The organism is Nitratireductor sp. ZSWI3, from assembly GCF_024655565.1.
GTDB lineage: Bacteria > Pseudomonadota > Alphaproteobacteria > Rhizobiales > Rhizobiaceae > Nitratireductor.
On the sequence record NZ_JANKOF010000020.1, the window covers coordinates 40,078 to 61,715 of the forward strand.

At 59.8% G+C, this 21,638-nt stretch carries 20 protein-coding genes; 14 read left to right on the forward strand and 6 right to left on the reverse strand.

Annotated elements, in window-relative coordinates; translation table 11 throughout:
* Positions 1-20: 20 nt before the first annotated feature.
* The gene (tssB, locus tag NUU27_RS09010) at positions 21-536 is read right to left on the reverse strand and encodes a type VI secretion system contractile sheath small subunit (protein ID WP_257761757.1); all 516 of its coding nucleotides are present in this window, start codon (positions 534-536) and stop codon (positions 21-23) included.
* Positions 537-638: 102 nt separating this feature from the next.
* A complete protein-coding gene (tssA, locus tag NUU27_RS09015) occupies positions 639-1,706 on the reverse strand; it encodes a type VI secretion system protein TssA (RefSeq protein WP_257761758.1) in 1,068 nt (355 codons plus the stop codon).
* A gap of 222 nt (positions 1,707-1,928) precedes the next feature.
* Here tssA and tssH point away from each other — a divergent pair, with 222 nt between their 5' ends.
* The 14 genes from tssH to NUU27_RS09085 all read left to right on the forward strand — a co-directional run bounded on the left by tssH (position 1,929) and on the right by NUU27_RS09085 (position 17,599).
* The gene (tssH, locus tag NUU27_RS09020; RefSeq protein ID WP_257761759.1) at positions 1,929-4,685 is read left to right on the forward strand and encodes a type VI secretion system ATPase TssH; all 2,757 of its coding nucleotides are present in this window, start codon (positions 1,929-1,931) and stop codon (positions 4,683-4,685) included.
* Between the two features lie 34 nt (positions 4,686-4,719).
* A complete protein-coding gene (locus NUU27_RS09025) occupies positions 4,720-5,196 on the forward strand; it encodes a type VI secretion system tube protein Hcp (RefSeq protein WP_257761760.1) in 477 nt (158 codons plus the stop codon).
* 178 nt (positions 5,197-5,374) lie between these two features.
* Positions 5,375-5,941: a hypothetical protein gene (locus tag NUU27_RS09030; protein ID WP_257761761.1), complete on the forward strand. Its 567-nt coding sequence runs from the start codon at positions 5,375-5,377 to the stop codon at positions 5,939-5,941.
* Between the two features lie 54 nt (positions 5,942-5,995).
* Positions 5,996-8,146, forward strand: coding sequence for a type VI secretion system Vgr family protein (locus tag NUU27_RS09035; RefSeq protein WP_257761762.1), 2,151 nt, complete (start codon positions 5,996-5,998; stop codon positions 8,144-8,146).
* Positions 8,147-8,160: 14 nt separating this feature from the next.
* A complete protein-coding gene (locus NUU27_RS09040) occupies positions 8,161-8,550 on the forward strand; it encodes a hypothetical protein (protein ID WP_257761763.1) in 390 nt (129 codons plus the stop codon).
* Between the two features lie 5 nt (positions 8,551-8,555).
* Positions 8,556-10,028 carry a hypothetical protein gene (locus NUU27_RS09045; RefSeq protein ID WP_257761764.1) on the forward strand — a complete coding sequence of 491 codons (1,473 nt, stop codon included), beginning with the start codon at positions 8,556-8,558 and terminating at the stop codon, positions 10,026-10,028.
* Positions 10,029-10,043: 15 nt separating this feature from the next.
* Entirely contained in the window at positions 10,044-10,685 is a 642-nt protein-coding gene (locus NUU27_RS09050) for a hypothetical protein (protein WP_257761765.1), read from the forward strand.
* Positions 10,686-10,765: 80 nt separating this feature from the next.
* A complete protein-coding gene (locus NUU27_RS09055) occupies positions 10,766-11,335 on the forward strand; it encodes an SMI1/KNR4 family protein (RefSeq protein ID WP_257761766.1) in 570 nt (189 codons plus the stop codon).
* A 610-nt stretch (positions 11,336-11,945) separates the two neighbouring features.
* On the forward strand, positions 11,946-12,401 hold the full coding sequence (locus tag NUU27_RS09060; protein ID WP_257761767.1) for a hypothetical protein: 456 nt from the start codon (positions 11,946-11,948) through the stop codon (positions 12,399-12,401).
* Positions 12,402-12,417: 16 nt separating this feature from the next.
* Positions 12,418-13,512: a DUF2169 domain-containing protein gene (locus NUU27_RS09065; RefSeq protein WP_257761768.1), complete on the forward strand. Its 1,095-nt coding sequence runs from the start codon at positions 12,418-12,420 to the stop codon at positions 13,510-13,512.
* A complete protein-coding gene (locus tag NUU27_RS09070) occupies positions 13,509-14,615 on the forward strand; it encodes a DUF4150 domain-containing protein (protein ID WP_257761769.1) in 1,107 nt (368 codons plus the stop codon). Before NUU27_RS09065 ends, NUU27_RS09070 begins: the two co-directional genes overlap by 4 nt.
* 19 nt (positions 14,616-14,634) lie before the next feature.
* Entirely contained in the window at positions 14,635-15,573 is a 939-nt protein-coding gene (locus NUU27_RS09075) for a type VI immunity family protein (protein ID WP_257761770.1), read from the forward strand.
* Between the two features lie 51 nt (positions 15,574-15,624).
* Positions 15,625-16,464 (forward strand): hypothetical protein, encoded by an 840-nt coding sequence (locus tag NUU27_RS09080; protein WP_257761771.1) that lies wholly within the window; start codon positions 15,625-15,627, stop codon positions 16,462-16,464.
* A 1-nt stretch (position 16,465) separates the two neighbouring features.
* Positions 16,466-17,599, forward strand: coding sequence for a hypothetical protein (locus NUU27_RS09085; protein WP_257761772.1), 1,134 nt, complete (start codon positions 16,466-16,468; stop codon positions 17,597-17,599).
* A gap of 112 nt (positions 17,600-17,711) precedes the next feature.
* Here the strand turns inward: NUU27_RS09085 and NUU27_RS09090 are convergent, their stop codons facing one another.
* Genes NUU27_RS09090 through metG form a run of 4 tightly spaced genes read right to left on the reverse strand, consistent with a single transcriptional unit; the run spans position 17,712 to position 21,369 of the window.
* Positions 17,712-18,182: a YbaK/EbsC family protein gene (locus NUU27_RS09090; protein ID WP_257761773.1), complete on the reverse strand. Its 471-nt coding sequence runs from the start codon at positions 18,180-18,182 to the stop codon at positions 17,712-17,714.
* A gap of 16 nt (positions 18,183-18,198) precedes the next feature.
* On the reverse strand, positions 18,199-19,017 hold the full coding sequence (locus NUU27_RS09095; RefSeq protein ID WP_257761774.1) for an MBL fold metallo-hydrolase: 819 nt from the start codon (positions 19,015-19,017) through the stop codon (positions 18,199-18,201).
* Positions 19,014-19,802 (reverse strand): TatD family hydrolase, encoded by a 789-nt coding sequence (locus tag NUU27_RS09100; RefSeq protein WP_257761775.1) that lies wholly within the window; start codon positions 19,800-19,802, stop codon positions 19,014-19,016. Before NUU27_RS09100 ends, NUU27_RS09095 begins: the two co-directional genes overlap by 4 nt.
* A gap of 4 nt (positions 19,803-19,806) precedes the next feature.
* A complete protein-coding gene (metG, locus tag NUU27_RS09105) occupies positions 19,807-21,369 on the reverse strand; it encodes a methionine--tRNA ligase (RefSeq protein ID WP_257761776.1) in 1,563 nt (520 codons plus the stop codon).
* Positions 21,370-21,638 lie beyond the last annotated feature (269 nt).

The following is a 21,638-nucleotide window of genomic DNA, read 5'->3' on the forward strand; positions in this document are numbered from 1 at the left end:
TCGCCCTTTCGTCAACGCCGTCAGTTGCCGGCGGTGCCGCCGTTGCGGCTCTGGAGTTCACTCACCAGCTTGCTGAGATCTGTCTGGTTCTGCAGGATGTCTTCCAGCATGCGCTCGAGGTCTTCCGAACGGTCGGCCTTGCTCATCAGATCGCGAAGCTGATTGCGGGCGTCGAGCAGCGACTTGAGTGCCGGAACCTGATCGACGACCGATCCGGGTTCGAAATCCTCGAGGCTCTCGAACTTCAGCGACACGTCCATGTTCGTGCCGTTGTCTTCGAGCGTGTTCTCGACGGAGATGTTGAGGCCCGGGGTCATCCGGCGCATCACGTCGTCGAAATTGTCACGGTCGATCTGGACGAACTTGCGCTCGCCGAACGGCTTCAGCGGCTGGGTCGGATCGCCCGAGAAATCGCCGAGCACACCGACGACGAAGGGTAACTCCTTCACCACCATGGCGCCCTCGGTCTCGACTTCGTATTTGATGTGAACGCGGGGCTTGCGTACCCGCTCCAGCTTTTCGTGAACACTTGCCATTCTCGATGGTCTCCCTCATTCGCAACCACCGCCGGGTGGCCCATTTCTTGGTAATGTCTTCAAGGCCTCGCACCGCTCGGCCCCCTGATCGCTGTCGTGGTGTCAGCTTTCACCCTCTGATTTCGGCTGGATGCCCGCCGCCGTCAGGACAGACTTTCGTGCCTGCGGCTCCGGCAGGAGTTCAGCGAGCAGTTCAGAAAAATCCATGCGACCGCGCCGCACCAGCGTCTCGATCGACATCGAGATCGGCGAATGCGGTTCGCTGCGGCGGAAGAAGCGGGCAACTGACAGGAGAATCTCGAAAGCTTCTTCGCGCGAATTGATCATGTGCGGAAGGTGCTCGCCAACGGTGTTGCCACCGGGGTCGGCCTGGTCTGGCGCCGCCGTCTCCGCCGCGGCGGCTTCGCTGACCGGCGCCACCTGCACCTGATCCGAAAGCCCCGCCAGCACGCGAATTGCTGCCGCGGCCTCGAAAAGCACGTTGCGCGTATTCGCACTGGGCGGTGCTGCATCGCCGCACTGCTCGTCGAGGATGGACACGAGACGTTCATACGCTTCGAGGCAGCCGGTGACGGTCTTCAGATGCTCGGCCATAGCCGCCTGGCCGACCTCCTGGGCTTCGTCGTAAAGCATCTCGCGCCGCTCGATCTCATTCTCGCGCTGCGCAAGCTGGTAGTCCCAAAGCGTGAACCGGGCAAAGCCCGCACCTGGGATCAGCGGGGCAAGGCGTATCGCCTGGATAAGGGTCCCCTCGCCGCTCACTCCATTGAGACCTGCAAACGGTCCGACTTTTTCCGCGACGTCATCGGTTTCCACAGAATGAATATCTTCCCAGTGCTCGGCAAAAAGTGAACAACATGACAAGAATAAATCACGCAGCCCGGAAAAGCCGTTCAGCCGGATCTGCGCCTCAGCCACCCAGGCGAGGATTTCGACGTCCTTGCTGACGTGCTCCAGAACTTGCAATCCGAAGTTGTTTACGTCGTGCCACTCGGGTGCGAGCCGCATCGGCTCGCCCGGCCCAACGTTACGCTCGAGACTCCTGGCGGAACTTCTTGCATCTTTTATTTTGTAGTATATTTCGCTATGCTTAGAGTCATTTCTGATATTGATGCCGCAATAGGCCTCTCTATTTATCCTCTTTGAAATATCTCCACGCTTCGCAAGCATGGCGCCTCCGAATTCATGTCAGCTTAAGCCGTTTTTTTGATTTTCACCTTAATGATGTAGATTGTCAAATATGACAGATGCGTGACCGAGTCAAAGTATTACATGAAATTTTCCGTAACAATTCGTGATTGCTGCATTTCTACCCAAGCTATCTTTAACATCGTAATTGTCGCCGGAATTGCTGCGTAAGGTTGTATTCAACGAAGGCGGGGAACCCGGGCAATGCCGGCAAACATTGATCTCAATCGTCTGGTGAGGACGCTTGATGTTGATTCCAGCGTTTCCCTTGAAGCGGCAGCCTCCCTTGCAGCGCGCCACGCGCATAGTACAGTTGAACTATTTCACTGGCTAAGGAGTCTCATTGACCTCGAGGAGCCACGCGCCCTCGTCAGCTCCATCGGTATCAATTCTTCGCAATTATTACAGGAACTTGACATTGCGGTGCAGGATCTCCCACGCGGAGACGGCGCCGCGTTGACCCTGTCGCAGAACACGCTGACCCTTGCCCGCGAGGCTTGGCTTGTCGCTTCGCTGCAGTTCGGTCGCGACCGCATTGTCCCGGGAGACATCATCAGCGCGCTTCTGAGCGAACAGAGCTTGCGATTGCTCGCGCGCTCGACGCTTCCGTCCCTCCGCGATGCCGATCTTCGCAAGCTGGAGGCAGAACTGGCTTCGCAGGCGACCGACGAGCGATCTGCAGCCGGCATGGGCGCGCCCGTCGCAGGCCCGGGTGATGATTTCCTGACCCTTTATACGCAGGACATGACGGCGGATGCGCGCGCCGGGCGGATCGATCCGGTGATTGGGCGGGATCGTGAGTTGCGGCAGGTCATCGATGTGCTCATGCGGCGCCGGCAGAACAATCCGATCCTGGTCGGTGAAGCCGGTGTCGGCAAGACTGCCGTCGCCGAGGCGCTGGCGCTTGCGATCGCCTCCGGCGACGTGCCGAGAATGCTGGCTGATATCCGCTTGCTGTCGCTCGATCTCACCCTGCTGCAGGCAGGTGCCGGGGTGAAGGGCGAATTCGAGCGGCGCCTGCACGGCGTTGTCGAAGCGGTGAAGAAATCGGCCCAGCCGATCATTCTCTTCATCGATGAAGCGCACAGCCTGATCGGCGCCGGCGGCCAGGCCGGTCAGGGCGATGCAGCCAACATCCTCAAGCCGTCGCTGGCGCGCGGCGAACTGCGCACGGTCGCCGCGACCACTTGGAGCGAATACAAGCGCTATATCGAACGGGATGCCGCCCTCACCCGGCGTTTCCAGACGGTGAAGATCGACGAACCCGATGAGGAAACGGCGATCCGTATGCTGCGCGGCGTCGCCGACGCGTTCATGCGTCACCACGGCGTGAAGGTCCGTGACGACGCGCTCGCCGCTGCCGTCCAGCTTTCCGCGCGCTACATCCCTGCTCGGCAGCTTCCCGACAAGGCGATCAGCCTCATCGATACGGCCGCAGCCTCGGTGGCGCTTGCCCGCCAGACCTTGCCGGAGGCCTTGACGGCCCTCGATGCAGAGGCCGGATTGCTGGGCAAGGAAGCCGACTGGCTTGCGCGCGAACCGGCGACCGAGGAAAACCGCGCCAGAGCCACCGAGATCGAGACCCGCCTTGCCGCGCTGCAGGAAGAGCGTGCGGACATCGCAGGGCGCTACGACGAGGAAATGCAGCTCGTCCGCGAAGCCGACCGTATCGAGGCGCTGCTTGCCTGCGACAACCAGGCGGAAGGAACGGGAACCCCTGCGCCCGACAACATCGCCCCCTTCCCAGACAATACGGGCGATGGCGCGCGAGCGGCGCTCGCGGCGGCCGAACGCAAGCTTGCGCAGGCAAGGCAGGAGACGGCGCTGGTCCCCCGTGTCGTCGACCGATCGGTCATCGCCGCTCTGGTGTCGCGCTGGACGGGCATTCCCGTCGGCAAGCTGCTTTCCGACCAGATCAACGCCGTCAAGACGCTGGACGAACGATTGAAGGCGCGCGTCATCGGCCAGGATGCCGCGATCGACCGGATAAGCGCCGCCATGCGCAGCGCGCGCGCCGGCCTCAACGATCCACGGCGCCCGCCTGCCGTGTTCCTGCTTATCGGCATGTCGGGCACCGGCAAGACCGAGACGGCGCTGGCGCTGGCCGACGTGCTTTATGGCGGCAGCCAGCACCTGACAACGATCAACATGTCGGAGTTCAAGGAAGAACATAAGATCTCCATGCTCCTCGGCTCGCCGCCCGGCTATGTCGGATATGGCGAGGGCGGCGTTCTGACGGAAGCCGTGCGCCGCCGCCCCTTTGGTGTGTTGCTCCTCGACGAGATCGACAAGGCGCATCCTGGCGTCCAGGAAATCTTCTACCAGGTGTTCGACAAGGGTACGCTGCGCGACGGCGAAGGCCGCGACATCGACTTCAAGAACACGACCATCCTGATGACCGCCAACACGGGTTCTGAAACCTTGGCGGCGCTGGCGGCGGATCCGGAATCCATGCCGGAAGGCGAAGCGCTCGAAAAGCTGCTGCTGCCCGAACTGCAAAAGCACTTCAAGCCGGCCTTCGTCGGGCGCACGACCGTACTGCCCTTCATGCCGCTCGGCGCCGATGTCCTGTCGAAGATCATCGACATCCAGCTTTCGCGGATAGCGGCCCGTCTGCGGGCGGCCTACGGGACGGAACTGGCGATGAGCGCGAAGGCGCGCGAGGCGTTGCTCGCGCGCGCGCAGACGAGCGAACTGGGCGCCCGCGCCATTGAAAGCATGATCGCACGCGATCTGCTGCCCGTCCTTTCGACCTTCTTCCTGGATGCCCTGGCCGGGCGGGAGAAGTTCGCGCATGTCGAAGTTGGGTTTGACGACCAGGGGTTCCGCATCGCGCAGGCCGAACCCAGGGTCGAAAGCGAATTCGCCGACGCACAGTCGCGACGGGCGAATGAAGCCGCACCGGATGAGGAAGATGCAGCTCCGGGTGCAGCATCCATCAGAAAGGCGACGAAGCCTTGACGCAACCAGGCGATTGAACAGGAGAGATTAGAGCATGCCGATTTATCTGCAGATCGACGGCATTCAGGGCGATGCCACGCATGAGCAGCACCGCAAGTGGATGGATATCGAGGCGATTCACTGGGATGTCACCCGCAACATGAACACGTCTGCGGGCTCTGCCGCAAACCGCGAGGCCTCTGAGCCTTCGGTCTCGGAGATCGTCCTCACCAAGGTGAGCGACTCGTCCTCCACCAAGCTTTTCCAGGAAGCATGCTCCGGCCGTACCGGCAAACGTGCCGTCATCCATATGGTGACGACCGGCAACCCGGGCGACACCTATATTGAGTACGCGCTGACCAACACGCTGATCGCCAGCTACTCGGTCGATTCCACCGGCGACCGTCCGGTCGAGACGGTGCGGCTCAACTTCACCAAAATGGAAGTCAAGTACACCCCGTACGACGACAACCACTCGCCGCAGTCGCCGATGATAGCGTCCTACGACCTGGCTACGACCAAAGCTGCCTGACCGGCGCACGCCAAGGCCGATACGGGGTCGTTCCGACCCCGTATCGGTGAGGTTTCGGCGTCAGATGAGCGACGAGCGCGAAGTTCGAGCGATTGCTCGATGAGTTGGAAAGAACGCCGACAAACGCAGTCATCAGCAGGGAAGGATTGCAACAATGGGCGCATTACCAATCGACAAGGTGTCACTGACGCCGCAACACCTCATCGTGGAATACACGTCGACCGAAAGCCTCTTCGGCATGGTTGCACCCAGCATCAAGACGCGCGGCATCAAGGCTGTGGGAACACAGCATCTTCAGGTGATGCGCTATGTCTACACATTGGCGCGGGTCGAGGACATCTACTTCAAGGGCGAAAAGCTTCAAAACATGCCGGGGTTTCGCGAGCTGCTCACCGAGTGGATAACGCCGGGCAAGCAGCTTGTCAGCGTGCCCAACGGCAAGTTGTCGATCATGCATGTGTATACCGGCAAGAAGAATATCTTCCGGGCATCGGCGCTTGAGAAGTTCAAGAGAAGCGTCTCGCTGAATTTCATCGATCTTTATGGCGAGGACCCCGCCCCGCGCAGGGTTCTCTACGGCAACGATTCGGTGCCGTTCATTCAGCGCGGTGAAGAAACCCCGATGGCCGCCGCCTACTACAACAGCGAAACCGACCGTTTCCGCGTGCTGCAGCAATTCGACCGACGCACCTTGCTTGAAAATTTTCAGCGGGCGTTTGCGAACGAGTATTCGGCGGTCGGCTGAAGAGATCGGCCTATGTTTCACCCGCTTCCCTGAAGCAAGGAGCACCTCTTTGCGATGAACGATCAGCCCCCCGCAGCCGATTTCATCCAGGCAAATCGCATTCTGAGGATCATATCGCCGCTCGGCGAGGATCAGCTTCTGCCGGAACGCGCGACGATCGCCGAGGGCGTATCGTCCCTCTTTGAGATCGTCGTTTCGGCGCGCGCCAAACGCGACGACATCAAACCTGAAGAACTGATCGGCAGGCTGGTCGACGTTTCGCTCGAAGTGCAGCAGGACGATGACGGCGGCGTACGCCGCCCCTTCAACGGCCTGGTCACCGAACTGAGCGAGGGACCACCGGTCACGCGCGGCATGCGCTCCTACACGCTCGTCCTTCGCCCCCAGCTGTGGCTGCTCTCGCGACGCTCGAACTGTCGTATCTGGATGGACAAGACGTCGCTCGACATCGTCCAGGAACTGCTGTCGGAACACGGTCTGCCGACACCCGACGTATCCGGTGTCATCACCCCGCCACCGGCCCAGCACTATTCGGTGCAATGGAACGAGACGGATCTCGACTATCTGCTGCGGCGCTTCGAGGAAGACGGCCTCTTCTTCTGGTTCAGCCACGAGGACGGCAGCCACCGCCTGCAGGTGGCCGACAGCCCGGGCTCCTGGGCGGGTCCCTCCCCTTCTGCACAGGGCGAGGCGCGGGTGCGTTTCTCCTACGGCTCGACCGACCGCAACCACATCACGAGCTGGACCCGGCGCTTCGCCTATGTGCCGGGCCAGCGCGCCGGCGCGGACTGGAACTTCGAGACCCCCAAGATCGTCCCGATCTCGGCCACGCCGTCGCTGGTCCAGATGCCGGATGCGATCAAGCGCGAGCTCTATGAGTTCCCGGCGCGCGCACCGTCGATGGAGGCCGCCGAGCGCGCCGAGAAGCTGCGCATGCAATCGACCGAAGCCGACCATCTGCGCGTTTCGGGGGCGTCGACCGTCCGCGTGATCGAGCCCGGCCGACGCTTTACGCCTTATGACGTCGCCAATCCGGAAGCCGCTTTCGAAGAGCACGTGATCGTTTCGATCCGCCACGAGGTGGTCGACCGCTCCTACGAGACCAACGCCGACAGCCTGGAGTACAAGAACGAATTCCAAGCCATTCCGTCCAGTGTTCCGGGCACCCCGCATCGTGCGACGAGAAGACCACGCATCGAGGGAACGCAGGTTGCCATCGTGGCCGGCCCCGCCGGCGAGGAAATCCACCCCGATCAGTACGGCCGCGTGAAGCTGTGGTTTCCGTGGGACCGTTACGCCAAGAAGGATGGAACCGACACCTGCTGGGTGCGGGTGGCGCAGAACTGGGCGGGCGGTGGCTGGGGCGGCCAGATCGTCCCGCGTATCGGCATGGAGGTGATGGTCGCTTTCATCGACGGCGATCCCGACAAGCCGCTGATTGTCGGTTTCGTGCCCAATCCGGACAACAAGGTTCCCTATGACCTGCCCGCCAACAAGACGAAGAGCGTGTTCCGGACCAACACCCACAAGGGACAAGGCTTCAACGAGCTTTCCTTCGAGGACGAGGCGGGGCGCGAGGAAGTCTACCTGCATGCTCAGCGTGACAATCGCATCCACGTCGAGAATTCCCGCTCCAAGCGGATAGACAACAACCAGTCGGAATCGATCGGCCACAACAAGACGATAGAGGTGGGCAACAACCATCATGAAATCATCGGTGGCAACATGACGCTCATGGTTGGCCCCAACATTCTTCAAAAAGGCGTGACAGCCGCAATGGGAATACTGCGCGATAAAATGGGCAACCTGCTGACGGATAAACTTGGAGTTTTCACCGACAGGCTCGGCTTCCTCTCACCAGCTACCATGGGTGAGGGCAACATGGTCATCGGCGTCGGTAAGAACAAGGCGGAAACGGTAATGCTTTCGTCGACCGAGATCGTCGGAGCCGCGAAGGCGCTGACCATTGGAGGCGGCTACCAAGTGACAGTTGGAGGGGTGATCAACGAGAGCATTGCCGTTGCTGCTTGGCAGGAAGTTGGGAACAATAAGGTTACACACGTAGGCGAGAAATACGAACTAGTTGTTGGGAAATCCTCTCTAGTTCTGGATCGCGATGGGAACATTACCCTGAAAGGGGTCAATATAGTCGTAGAAGGCTCATCTTCTATCAAGATGGACAGCAAGAAAATAGACCTCAACTAGATTAGCAAACGGCCATGGCACTCAAGATAATCTCCGGGGCTTGGATATCGGCCAACAGGGAAAATCTCGCGCAGCGGAACGCGAAGCGTCGAAATCTCTTCGATGCTGCTGGTGTCAAACCAGCCTCAAGCATGCGGGATATATATGTATCAGGACAATCGCGACTCGAGAAAACCATGGCGCTGTTCGCCGATGCGGCTGGAAGTCGGATTGAAGACCCGAACCTTGCTGCAGTTATGGCGATCATGGTGGCCGAACTCGGCATATCGGGCTTAGCGGCTCCAGCCGTTATGCCGTTGATCGAACGGCAGTCGCTTGGTGTCATCGGCCTCTCTCCTGAAGTTCTCCAAGCCTTCTTTAATACCGATCATCTGACTTCCCTTGAGCGGTCGATCACGGATTGAACGGCATGGCCGAACCAGATCGCCTGGACGAAGCGCGTTTCCTGCGAGAGAAGCAGGAGTATCTGGACGCGCGATTGGCATATGAGCAAACCCTCAATCGAGTGGGGGCTGGGATGCCGATCCCGGCAGTGATGGAAGCGAACTACAGCGTCCAAAGCGGTGGTTACGAACGTGCGGCAACCGACCCCTGGATTCGCGAGAGCCATCCCGAACTTGCGGAAGCTGCTGCTAGGCTCGCGCGCGAAGAACGGGAATATCTGGCGCTCGACGAGCCGGTTTCAAACCACGCGCAGGCCAATTGCTCAATCATCGACTACACGGCTGCAAAATTCTATGAATATGCCGCGCTTGCGGAGATGCTCTACAAGCTCGCAACGGATGAGGCGTTTCGCAATGCAATCGCGACCGCGCTGGGCGAAGCCGTCGAGAGCGGAGGTTGGCTAAGCGATCTTGCGATACTGATTGGCGCTGGATTTGGGGGCAGTCAACGCGCGATCGCCGGTGCCGTCAACGAAGATATTGCTGAATCCAATCGGCAACTTAATGAGGCCGCGCAAGCAGCGGCTGCAAGAACCGCAGATCGCATCAGCTCATACTTCTCAGAGAAGTGGCAAGCCTTCGTCAAGGCGTGGGAAGAATGCGGTCTAGCGAATGCGGTAGCTAAGACCGGAATAGACGGCCTTTTTCTCGCAGGCGAAATCGTGATAGGCGGGGTAGCTCTGAAAGGCGTGCGTTTTGCCTATCGGTTGACGCGGGAGGGGCTCCATAAGGTCGATATCATATCAATCGACAAAGGAAGGAGCATCGGCTCACAGTCCTGGTCGACCGCTGCTCTTGAGGGAAAATACGGCAAACCACAAGAGAATCAGGTCGGCGGCGTTCTTCCGGATCGTAACAACACGATCAAGGACGGTCCTGCGACCGAACCGCGACCCGATGGGCAAAATGGCCGAAGCAGGGATAACGACAATAGTCCGGCCCCTGCCATGCGCACCAAAGACGAACTGGTGCCGAACGGAAAGGTTCCATCCTATTCCAGTGGCGAGTTCAATTCTTGGTGGAATGATCTCAGCCCAGAAGAGCTCGATATGCTTTGGAAGGACCGAGCTATCAGGAATAAGATCAAGGCAGAGGTGAGATCTCCCGGCGGCCTTCACGAGTGGCTGATGACCAGCATGGGACCGAAGCTGAAGGAACTGGGCTTCACCATGGATGAGATCAAGGCGATGACAACACCCACCAAGGAAGCTGCCGGGCCAATTCCGGGAACCAACGAAAGATGGCGGCACACGACCGATGAAGGCAAGACCGGTGAAGGGGCGGGTAGGATGCACAACGCGCTAAAAAAAGCGATTGAGGACGCTACCGATCGAAATGACTTGTTGAGCCGTCTGGAAGAGTTCTCCTATGGATGGCTCGATGATGGCCCCAACAGCTTTCCCGCCCCCTTGAGAGATCTGATACTCGACTCTCACTGACGAGGAGAATTTTCAATGGCAACACTGCAAGATTGGAAGCGCGAGCTGGAAGGCGAGAGCGAACTTGATGAGAGTGAGTTCGCGGACTTTATCCCGCGTAACGGAGATGACGCCTTTCTCCAAGAAGCATTCGCAAGTCTGCCTAACGGTCAGATACTTATTAAACGATTGCAGGAACTACTCTCGGAGAACGATAACTCCGGCCTTTATGTGGTTCCCAGGAAAGAGAACTGGCGCCCTCTTTCCAGCATACGAGAATTTGCTGAAGAATATAGACGGAATTTATCAAAATATCTTATAAGTATTGGTCAAGCTCACGTGTCCAATGAAGTTCTTTCCGAGAAATTTCAAATTGTGTATAGAAATTCAGATTTCTATGACGCTATCAGAGGTGAACCATTCCCTCACTCAGAGGCTTTGAGCGTAATTGAGAATAGATTCATTGATGAATTGAATTCGCTCGGGTCTTATATGTTTGCTCTTAATGAGGCTGTGCTTTTTCTTACAAAATACCCTGGGATAACGCGGTACATAATTGAGAGCACCATAAAATTCCCCCTTAATCATGAGCCATATTACAAATTGTGGAGATCCGGTGGCGATATCTATTTTTTCAAAGAACGCGTCCTCCTGCTTTGCGAATACGGAGCTGATTAAAGGCTTCTCTGAAATTTCCGCGATTAAATGTGCACCTAGGGCCGAATATTTCAATGAGGCTAATGAATTACGCTCCGTCCATGAAGAACTATGAAGAAGCGATCCGCCGCCTGAGAGACGCCGGCATCGAGATTTTCTCGACAGTCAGCGCAACCAGTGCAGATATTGCCGCCATCGAGGCTCGGCTCGGTGTCAGTTTGCCGCTGTCTTATCGGGCTATGCTGTCGCAGTTCGGCATCATGAGCTTTGAAGGCATTGAGGTCTACGGATGGACCCCAAGCGGGGTCGACGGCAAGAGCATACCCAATGTTGTCTTCGCAACCGAAGAAGACAGAAAGAAAGGACTTATCTCCGACCAAATGGTCGATTTTATGGTTGCGGGCTACGGTCCCACCTTCGTCCTTGATTGCGCCGAGACCGGTACGGACGGCGAAGCACCAGTCTACGAAATACCGGCGGGTGGCATCAAGCATGGCAAGGACAGGCTTGCAGATAGTTTTGGCGCCTTCTTACTGAAGGAGGTTGAACGGGTCGTACAGGATTTGCGAAGTGAACAGGCCGCAGCAAGCGCGGGAGAAGACGTGGGCAACGAGACGTCGCGTAAATGGATGGCGGATTACTGGAAACAACGCGCCAAGGATTTCGAATGAACGATAAGAGGATGTGATGCCTGCCGCTCATCGCGGCGTCCGCGTTGGTACTTATGGAGCTTACATATGGAGTAACGTAATGCCGCAACAGGTATTTTCTCCTATGATAGAATATTGATCGATTCTATGCTTTCAAACAAGAAAAGACTTATAAATGCAGCGATATTTCTGGTGGTGTATGTGATTTTAATTTATTTCTTTTCGTCGACGGCACTGGTTGGATACAATGACAACCTGATATTTTATTCTTCTATTTTTGCCTTGCTCGTTGTGGCTATCAGCCCGATTTACGTGCTCATTAGAAGGAGGAAATAGATCAAAAATTGAAAAACAATGATGACGATGACAACAGGGAAGTCACATATAGGGACGGCTGGCGAAGGTTTCGAATGATATTGGCCCTTACAATTCACGCCGCAAAATCGAAGCTTCGACGCCGAAGCCCAGGACCTGCTTTTCAGAGCCGGGTGGTTGGCACCTCTGCCCATGCAGCCATTCGCCTGTCCCTGATGTACGGTCCGCAAGACTTTCTCGACGGGCTGAATTTTAGACCCCTGGGACACTGACCCGTCTCTCCGCTTCCGCCGCCAACCAGTTCTGGATCAAGCAGATGAAACATGAGCTTTCTCTCAGCACTTCCACTCTGTTGACACAGGTCAGGGACCGGACAGGGACAACGCTTCCCCTCGTTCTCCATCTTATCAAAGCCGTATCGGCGAACGGAGATGTTCAACTGGCCGACTGCGGCGGAAGACCGGTCCTGTGTCCACAAAAGTTCACCGACGATGTCGTCGGCAGCTTCGCGGTCTGTGTCGAAATGGATGGCACGTCGACGGCCCTGCTGGTGCTGGGTCATTTGCCGCTCGAGGCGATGGCGACGGCGCTAGCAGGGAATTCGACAACCGGGCCGACCGGATCGCAACAGATTCAGCCGATCACGCTCAAATGCGGTCGCTCGCAGCTACAATTGCACCCGGATGGTCGAATCCGCATCACGGGCGACGACATCATTGTCGAGTCAAACGGCCGAGCGGCCCTGCGCGGTGCCATCGTCGATCTCAACTGAACCAAGAGGTTTGGAGATGTGGGACGTCACGAACAGGACGCCATTTTCCGTCTTCTCGGGCTTCGATCGCGACAAGGACGGAAAAGCGTACTGGCTCGTCTGGGTAAAGGCGACATTTCTCATGCGCCATGAACGACCATGCCTGTTCGAACCGGAACAGATTGCGCTCTTTCGCGAGCCTGTTTATCGGGGTCCTCCTGAAAGTACGGATCTGCTGGCCGACAACGACATCTGCTTCCCAAAGCAGCGACCCGACGTGGTGGTCACCGCCCACAGCCGTCCTCCCCAGAACACGGCCCCTGGTGAATTGTTCGATGCAGGCGTGTCGATCGGCGACTGGAGCAAGACGGTCACTGTCCTGCCTCCCATGCGCTGGTCGGACCGGCTGCGGCCCGAGCGGATCGGTGACAACGACAGCGTCCTGCTGGGCTTCTGCAACGCTTTTGGCGGCAGTGACCGGGAGTCCGGCGCGGCCCGCGCGGAGGAATATGCGGAAAATCCCATCGGCCGGGGCTTCTGGACCTCCCGGCAGGCGGCCCACGGCAAGCTCCTGCCGCGAATTGTCGAGGCGGGTAAGACCGTGGATCGGTGGGACGAACTGCTGACGCCGGTTTCCCTTGCCTGTTTGCCCAAGGAGCGGCCGCGGCGGGCGCAATATTCCGGGACCTATGACGAGACATGGATGCGGCGCAAATCGCCGCTGCTGCCGGACGATTTCGATCTGCGATACTGGCAATGCGTCGACGCGGACCAGCAGTTGGAGGCCGAACCCGCCGCGGGATCTCGTGTCACGCTCACCAACATCATGGTGAAAAACGCCGAACCCGACGCGGGCGTATTCGTCGGCGAGCTTCCAAGGCTCGAGTTCGAGCTGTTCACGCGCTTCAAGGGCAAGTGGCAGGAAACCGAAATGAGGCTCCAGACAATCCATCTGCTTGCTGCCCAGGGGCTGGTGACGCTGACCTATTGCGGCGCCCTGCCCATACAGGCGGCTGCCAATGATGTTCTGGTGGACGAAAGCGAGATCGCCTTGCGTGGACACACGGGCTTTCGCGTCCGTCCACAAGATGTGGGCCGCTTCGATCCGATGAGTGCGGAGATGCCGACATGAGTCATACAGTCGTCGCCAATGGCTTCACGGTCTCCCACAAGGGAACGCCCGGATACGAGAAGAACTCGACTCCCGACGTCTGCCTGACGCCCTCGGGACCCGTCCCGGTCCCTTACAGCATCATCTCCTACTCGCGGGATCTGATCCGCGGCTCGCGCACGGTCTTTGCCGACGGCGGAAACTCCATCGCCATCAAGGGTTCGGCGCATACGCCGGGCTATGGCGACCAGTCGGGCACACAGAAAGGTGTCGCATCAGGCACCAACATGCACGAATCCACGTGGATCACCTACTCCCCCAACGTCTATGTCGAGGGAAAGAACATCTGTCGGCTCTCCGACAAGCTGTTCATGAACAACAAGAACTGCATCTCCGGCGTCGGAGGCCATTACGAACCGCCAGCCGGTCTCAGCGACGTGATGAAGGAGCTCTGCAAGATCTTCTGTCAGACCCGTGAGGAATGGCACGCCTGCAAGCGACGGGGCGGTCAGTGCCCAAAACCCTCGGAGGTCGCTAAACAGAGAACCAACGCTGCGCTTTCGCGACGCAACGGCCCGCTCTCGCGCGCGATCGGGCAACGCTATCCGGGAGCGGTCGGCCGCGCCGAGAAAGCGTTCTACGCCACGGCCGACAAGCTTTTTGACGGCGCGCGCAAGATTTACGATCGGGCTGGCCTGGAAAGAGCCATCAAGCGGCAGGTCGACAAGCTCATTAAACGCAAGATCGTCCAGAAAGCCACGAAGATGGCGGGCAAAGCCTGGCTCAAACTGGTCCCGGGCCTCAACGTCATTTCCACCATCGTCGATGTGGCCGACGCCGTCTACACGGGCTACGAAATCTACGACATGATCAAGAAGTCCGACATGATCATGGACCAGGCTATAAAGGTGGTTCCCGACGTAGCGATCGAAGGGCCCAACGGCGAGCTCCTCGACATCTACGACTATAAGTTCGATGACCCGGCAACGGGCTATCAGGACGATTGGCAAAACAAGCAGAAGCAAGAGGAAGCCTACAGAAAAGCCTCCGGACAGCAGCCCAAGAAAGTCGACAACGCTACATGCGCATGTGACAAGAAGGGCCGCGTTGTCCCATCCGCATAACGCTAAGAAGGAGGTCTCGATGGTTGACTTTCTCATCTATGAAGGCGAGCCGATCGCCGTGCCTGCATTCCGAGTTATCGCCATATTGGCGGGCGAGATCCATGCCGCGAAAAACAAGCCGGCATTGGCAGGGACCTACGAGCTCTTTGAGGCTTCGTTCGGCGAAGCGGCGAACGTGACCTCCTACAATTTCCCGGGGCACGCCGGAAAAATACGATGGATGAATCCCACTCTGCAGAAGCAGGGGCGGCAATTCTTCGACAGCAATGCCACCGAATACGGCCAGGGATTGCGCAGATACGGCTATGCGCTGGATGCGTTCGAGGAGCCCGCTCTGCCTTATTTCGCGGTGGAGCAGCGCAGCGACGTCTGCTTCCTTGAGATCGACATCCGCGACGATGCCGCGCTTGCGGTTGCCTTTGCCGATGACATCACGCGGCTGCTGATGGATGCGCAAGTCATATGGGGCGTCATGGGAATGGGCATGTTCCTGCCTCCCTACAAGAGCAGCCTCGAGTTCAAGCTTGGAGAAGGCGTTCGCCGCTATCGAACCAGCATAGAGATCAGCCCGTCGATGGTCATGGACGGGATTCGGCGGGAAGGGTCGTCCCATCGCTGGCAGAAGGACGAGAAGCCGGGCATCGCCGACATCGGCTGGAGAACGCTGATCGGGCGCGAATACTGGTCGAGAATTCCTGATGCGATTCCTGCGTTGCGGGAGGCAGAGAACATCTCCGTCGAACAGTCGGAACACGTTTTGGCCATAACGGCCGGGGTCCAACCCATCTGGGGAGATGTCAATCGGGGCGAGGACATTACCGCATACAGCACGGTTGCCAAACAACTCGCACCGATCCGCTATCCGGAGAGCGCGGCGAAGGCATTCATGTTCGGCGGAAACACTCACGATCCACACCATGCCGACAAGATCGAGACCTATTTGGCGCGCTTGTTGTAGGCACCACGAAAACCACATCGTTCGCTCCCACGATCCAGGAAAGTGCAAGGCATGGCTGCAGATCAGCTCGCTTCAATCCTGACCGGACCAGCCGGTCCCATTCCGCTCTATCTGCACAGGTTCGCGATCGAGGTCGGATATTCCTCTTCGTATTCCGGTGAAAATCGCGAATCCATCGAGGACGGAGTTCGGGATCTGGAAAGCGCCCTGCGAGCGGGTTTCTTCGCGTGGTCGCACTTCCCCCAACGGAACACCGCTTCGCTGTCGCTCGACTGGTCACCAGCCAATGGGTTCGTACTGACAGCTAAAGCCAGCGGTCTTCATCATAACGTCCTGGTCGCCGCCGTGCGGATGATCGCCAATTTGCATCACACGCCCTTGGCCGCCCATGAAAGCGCCAAGGCGACCCTGGGTGACGATGCCGATGCGCTACCGGCCAGGCTGGTCTTCTCCGAAGTCGTCACCTCCATTCGCATCGCGTCCCTTAAGGGTGTCGATAGCCGTCTTTCCACCCGCCAGGATTTTGACGTCTACCTGGCGGATGATGAAATCGTCATTCCCCAAGGCGACTTGCCCGCCGATGTCACGACATGTTGCGAGGGCGAGCGTCTCACCGTCGCGTCCAACGCATCGGCGCCTGCGTTTCCCGATGCAGACCTTGATGCCCTCGAAGATGCGTTTCTTCGACTTTGCGACAGCGGCTGTTTTCGCAGCGTCTCCAAGATCGACGAGTTCGGAGGCGATGCAGAGCTGTTCGCGCGCTCGGCAGATGACGATAGAACCGAGATCGTCGTGGACGACTATAGGGACGAGTACTACGGAATTGTAGAGCTCGCCAACTGCTTGTCCGGAGGAAGAGCTGCAGGCCTGACAATTTCCGTAGATGCTTGAAATGAGCGATACCTTGCGGCTGAAACTCATCGAAAGTGGGCTGTCCAGCGCCTTTGCTCCCACGTTTGAGGAGACATTCGCCAAGCAAGCGGAACTCAGATCCGCTTTCTTCGCCAATGAAGCTTTCCTCGACAGCAACTTCCGCCCGCAGCTCTGTGCCTTCCGCGACGGCCGAACGATCTCGTCCTTCGACGTCCGCGCGACGGAGCTGATGGCGGAAGCAATCGACGACCTGGTGACGCGGTTGGGCAGCAGCGTCCATGTCGACGGGCTGCGCGGAAGAAGGGCCTCCTTGATGCTCATCCTCCCAGAGGTCAGTGAGAATGAGGGGCTGACGCGATCCGGCCTCGCTCTCCTCGGCGAAGCACTCTGTGCCAACATCCGGCAGGCGCTGGCCGCAGGCCCTGGCTTGATAGTGGAAGACGAAAGCATAAGGGCATCGGGACATGCAGGGGTTGGCTCCGCGCTGACGGATGCCCTGAAAGCCCCCCGGAGCGCTGAGGGACCGTTTTTTCTGATCGCCGCTGTCGACAGCTACAACGATAGATCACGCCTCAACGCATTGAATGACGAACGGCGACTTTTCAGCAAGACCACGCAATTCGGCCTGGTCCCGGGGGAAGCGGCCGGGCTGATGCTGTTGGCACCGATGCAGGCGGACGACCCCGGTACGGACGGCATTGTCGTTTGCGGGGCTGGAAACGCGATAGAGGACGTCACGGAGCTCGCGGAAGACGAAACACGCTTCAGCGCCCTGAGCGATGCCGCCTTCGCCGCCTGCGAGATGGCCCTTGAATCAAGGGGCACGCGAAGGATCGCGCAGTGGTATTCCGATTGGAACAACAGCAGATATAGAGCAACTGAGTTGTCCTTTTCCATTCATCGGCTCAATTCATTCTTTCTTTCCGATCATATTGAGCCGATATATCCGGCATTATATTTTGGAGATACAGGTTCAGCATCTTCAATATTGTCTGTCCTCCTCACCATGACCGAATACATCGAAAATCAAAAGCAAACGGAAGCGCATGTGGAGCATGGTGAGCCGTCCGATATCTCCTACACGCTGATTTCAGCCGGCAGCGTGATTAGAGGGCTACGTTCGGTTTTTATTGTTTCGCAACCCGCCTGGTAATGAGCGGCCGCTCGGCAGCCGCGCGGAGCGACGCCAGTACCTGCTTTGATGTCAAGCGGTTACAGTCATGCCGTCGCGTTGCGATCGGGCCAGCGCCCGTATGGGGCCGTGGTCACGTGACGATGTCGCTCGAGCGCACGTTGGCGGCACGGAACAAGGCACCGGGTTCGGCGGCGAACACGGCGTCGTGCGCGCCGGCTGCCGCCCAGACGATGTCGAAGCCCAGCAAGGACTCGTCGCCGAAGCGCGGCACGTTGTCCGGCTGACCGAGCGGCGAAACGCCGCCGATGGCAAAGCCGGTCTCGTCGCGGATGCGCCGCGGATCGGCGCGCCTCAGAGCCTCGCCGACGAGCGTCGCCGCCTTGGCGAGATCGAGCTGATGAATGCCGGAAACCAGAAACAGGTGGAGCCTGCCGCTCTCTTCGCCTTCGAAGATGAGCGATTTGACGATCTGCGCGACGCTGCAGCCGCATTGCCGGGCCGCTTCCTCGGCCGTGCGCGTCGAGTCTCCCATGCGCCTGATCTCGATCGCAAGGCCGGCAGCATCGGCGGAGGCTTGCACGCGATTGAGGCTCTTGCTCATGGATTATCCTTGCATATCAATGCTGTGATACAGGAAGCTCAACCACCAGGCCATCATAGGCAGGTTCGACGTGATCCGGCGTTTCGCGTTGAACCGTGTCGTAGTCGAGCGGCGTGTGCATGTGGGTCAGGATGGCACGGCGCGGCGTGAGCCTGTCGATCCATTGCAGCGCCTCGCTCAGCGAGAAATGGCTCGGATGCGTCCGATATTGCAGCGCATCGATGACCAGCACGTCGGCATCTTTAAGAAGCGGCACCGTCTCGCGGGGGAAATCGCTGACATCGGGGCAATAGGCGAGGCCGCCGATGCGGTAGCCGAGCGAGAGGATGTCGCCATGGATCTGCGGCAGCGGCCGAAAGGTCAGAGGACCGCCCTCACCCGTGATCGTGAACGCTTCCTCGTGGCTGATGGCGTTGGCGCGCAGGATCGGCGGATAGTTGCTGCCCGGCGGCGTCTCGAAGCAGTAGTTGAAGGCCTCGCGCAGCCGCGAGAGCGTCGGCCGGTCGGCATAGACGTCCATCAGCTGCCGCTGGCTGATGACGAAGCCGCGCAGGTCGTCAATGCCGTGGATGTGGTCCGCGTGCGGATGGGTGTAGACGGCGGCATCGAGCGCGGTGACGCCGGCATCAATCATCTGCTCGCGGAAATCAGGCCCGGTGTCGACGGCGACGCTCGTCACACCGCCATCGGCCGCGATGCGCTGGATCAGAGCCGCGCAGCGGCGGCGGCGATTTTTCGGATTGGCGGGGTCGCAGGCACCCCAGTCGCCGGTGATGCGCGGCGTGCCGGGCGAGGAGCCGCATCCCAATATGGTGAGGCGCAGCAGGTCGCTCACGGACGCCGTTCCCGAGGCACTTTCCGGAAGAGCCGGAAGAAATTTCCGGTTGTCAGATCGGCGAGCGCGGCGTCGTCGAGGCCGATGGTCTCGGCCAGAACATGTGCCGTATGGGCGACGAAAGCCGGCTCGTTGCGCTTGCCGCGCTTGGGAACCGGGGCAAGATAAGGCGCGTCGGTCTCCACCAGCAGCCGCTCGTGCGGAACCGTGGCGGCGATGGCGCGCAGCGCCTCGGAATTCCTGAAGGTCAGGATGCCCGAGAAGGAGACATAACCGCCGAGCCGGACGCCGGCGGCGGCGAGGGCCGCGCCGGAGGAAAAGCAATGCAGGATGAAGGGGAAGGCCCCCTTCCCCGTTTCCTCCTCGAGGATGGCGATCATGTCGTCGTCGGCGTTGCGCGCGTGGATGACGAGCGGCAGACCGGTCTGGCGTGCCGCGGCGATGTGGGTGCGAAACCCTTGCGCCTGCGCCGCGCGCGGCGCCTTGTCGTAAAAATAGTCGAGCCCGGCCTCGCCGATCGCCACCACCTTCGGATGCTCGGCGAGCCGCACGAGATCCTCGACGGTGACGTCGAGCTCCTCGTCGGCATTGTGCGGATGGGTGCCGACCGAGCAGAAGACGTCCTCATGCGCCTCGGCGATGGCGCGCACGCCGTCGAAGCGGCGCACACGCGTCGAGATCGTCACCATCAGGCCGACGCCCGCCTGGCGCGCGCGCTCGATGACGTCCTGCCGCTCCTCCTCGAAATCGGGGAAATCGAGATGGCAATGGCTGTCGATCAGCATCCGGCTATGCCTCCTCGCCTTCCTTCTTCGGCTCCACATAGCGCGGGAAGATCGGCTGGGGCGCCGGCAGCGGGGCGCCCGAGGCGAGCATCGCATCGGCGTCGGCAACCGCGGCGAAACCGCGCATTTGTGCCGGCACGGCAAGTGTGTCGAGCAGCTTGCCGGCGGAGGCCGGAATGAAGGGCTGGCAGAGGATGGCGACGCGGCGCAGGATCTCGGCGGTGGTGTAGAGCACCGTCTGCATGCGCGCCGGGTCCGTCTTCTTCAGCGCCCAGGGCTCCTGAGCGGCGAAATAGCGGTTGGCATCGGCGACGACGGCGAAGATCGCCGCCAGGGCGGTGTGGATCGCCTGGCTGTCCATGGCCTTGCGCGCTGCCGGCAACGCTTCGGCGGCGGCCGCCAGGATGGCACGGTCCGCTTCGGCGAGCTCGCCCTTCTCGGGCACCTTGCCGTCGCAATTCTTAGCAATCATCGACAGCGAGCGCTGCGCCAGATTGCCGAGATCGTTGGCAAGATCGGCATTGGTACGGTTGACGATGGCATCGTGGCTGTAGCTGCCGTCCTGGCCGAACGGCACCTCGCGCAGGAAGAAATAGCGCACCTGGTCGAGCCCGTAATGCTCGATCAGCGCGAAGGGATCGACGACGTTGCCGACCGATTTCGACATCTTCTCGCCGCGGTTGAACAGGAAGCCGTGGGCATAGACGCGGCTGGGAAGCGCGATCCCGGCCGACATCAGGAACGCCGGCCAGTACACGGCGTGGAAGCGGACGATGTCCTTGCCGATCACATGGACGTCGGCTGGCCAATAGGCCCAGCTCTTGGACGTCGTGTCGGGATAGCCGGCGGCGGTGATGTAGTTGGTCAGCGCGTCGACCCAGACATACATCACGTGCTTCTCGTCGCCAGGCACGGGAATGCCCCATTTGAAGGTCGAGCGGGAGATGGACAGGTCTTTCAGGCCCGAGCGCACGAAGCTCATCACCTCATTGCGCCGTTCGGCCGGGCCGATGAAGTCCGGATTTTCCTCGTAATGGGCGATGAGGCGGTCCTGATAGGCCGAGAGACGGAAGAAATAGGTCTCCTCCTCGTTCCATTCGACCGGCGAGCCGAGCGGCTCGCGGCGCACGCCGTCTTCGCCGACCGTCGTCTCGCTCTCGTCGAAATAGGCTTCCTGGCGGACGGAGTACCAGCCCGAATAACGGTCCAGGTAGATGTCGCCATTGTCGGCCATCTTCTGCCAGATGGCCTGGCAGGCATCGCGGTGGCGCGCCTCGGTCGTGCGGATGAACTGGTCGTTGGAGCCGCCGACAGCCTCGACCATGGTGCGGAAGATGGCGGAGTTGCGGTCGGCCAGCTCCTGGGCGGTGAGGCCTTCCTTGTCGGCCGTCTGCTGCATTTTCAGCCCGTGCTCGTCGGTGCCGGACAGGAAGAACACATCCTTGCCGTCGAGCCGCTGGAAGCGCGCCATCGCGTCGGTCGCAATGACGGTGTAGGCGTGGCCGATATGCGGCTTGCCGTTCGGGTAGAAAATGGGGGTCGTGATGTAGAACTTGTCGCGGGCCATAAGGGAGGGTTTCCAAGGCGTCTGGGGTATGGTCGAAAGCGTCGGGTCTCGTCCCGACGAAATTCAACAGCGGGCATAGCGCATCGGGCCGGCGCATGCCAGCCCGAGATGCCTGTCAGGTCCGGAAAGCGGCGTTGAGGCGGGCCGCCAGCCCGGCCGCATGCTGCTTGCGGTCGAGGTTGAAGGTCTCCGCCTCGCGGATCGTAGCGTTCACCTCTTCCCACAGTTCGGCGGCCCGCGCGGCGCGCGGCGCATCGCCCCGCGCGGCC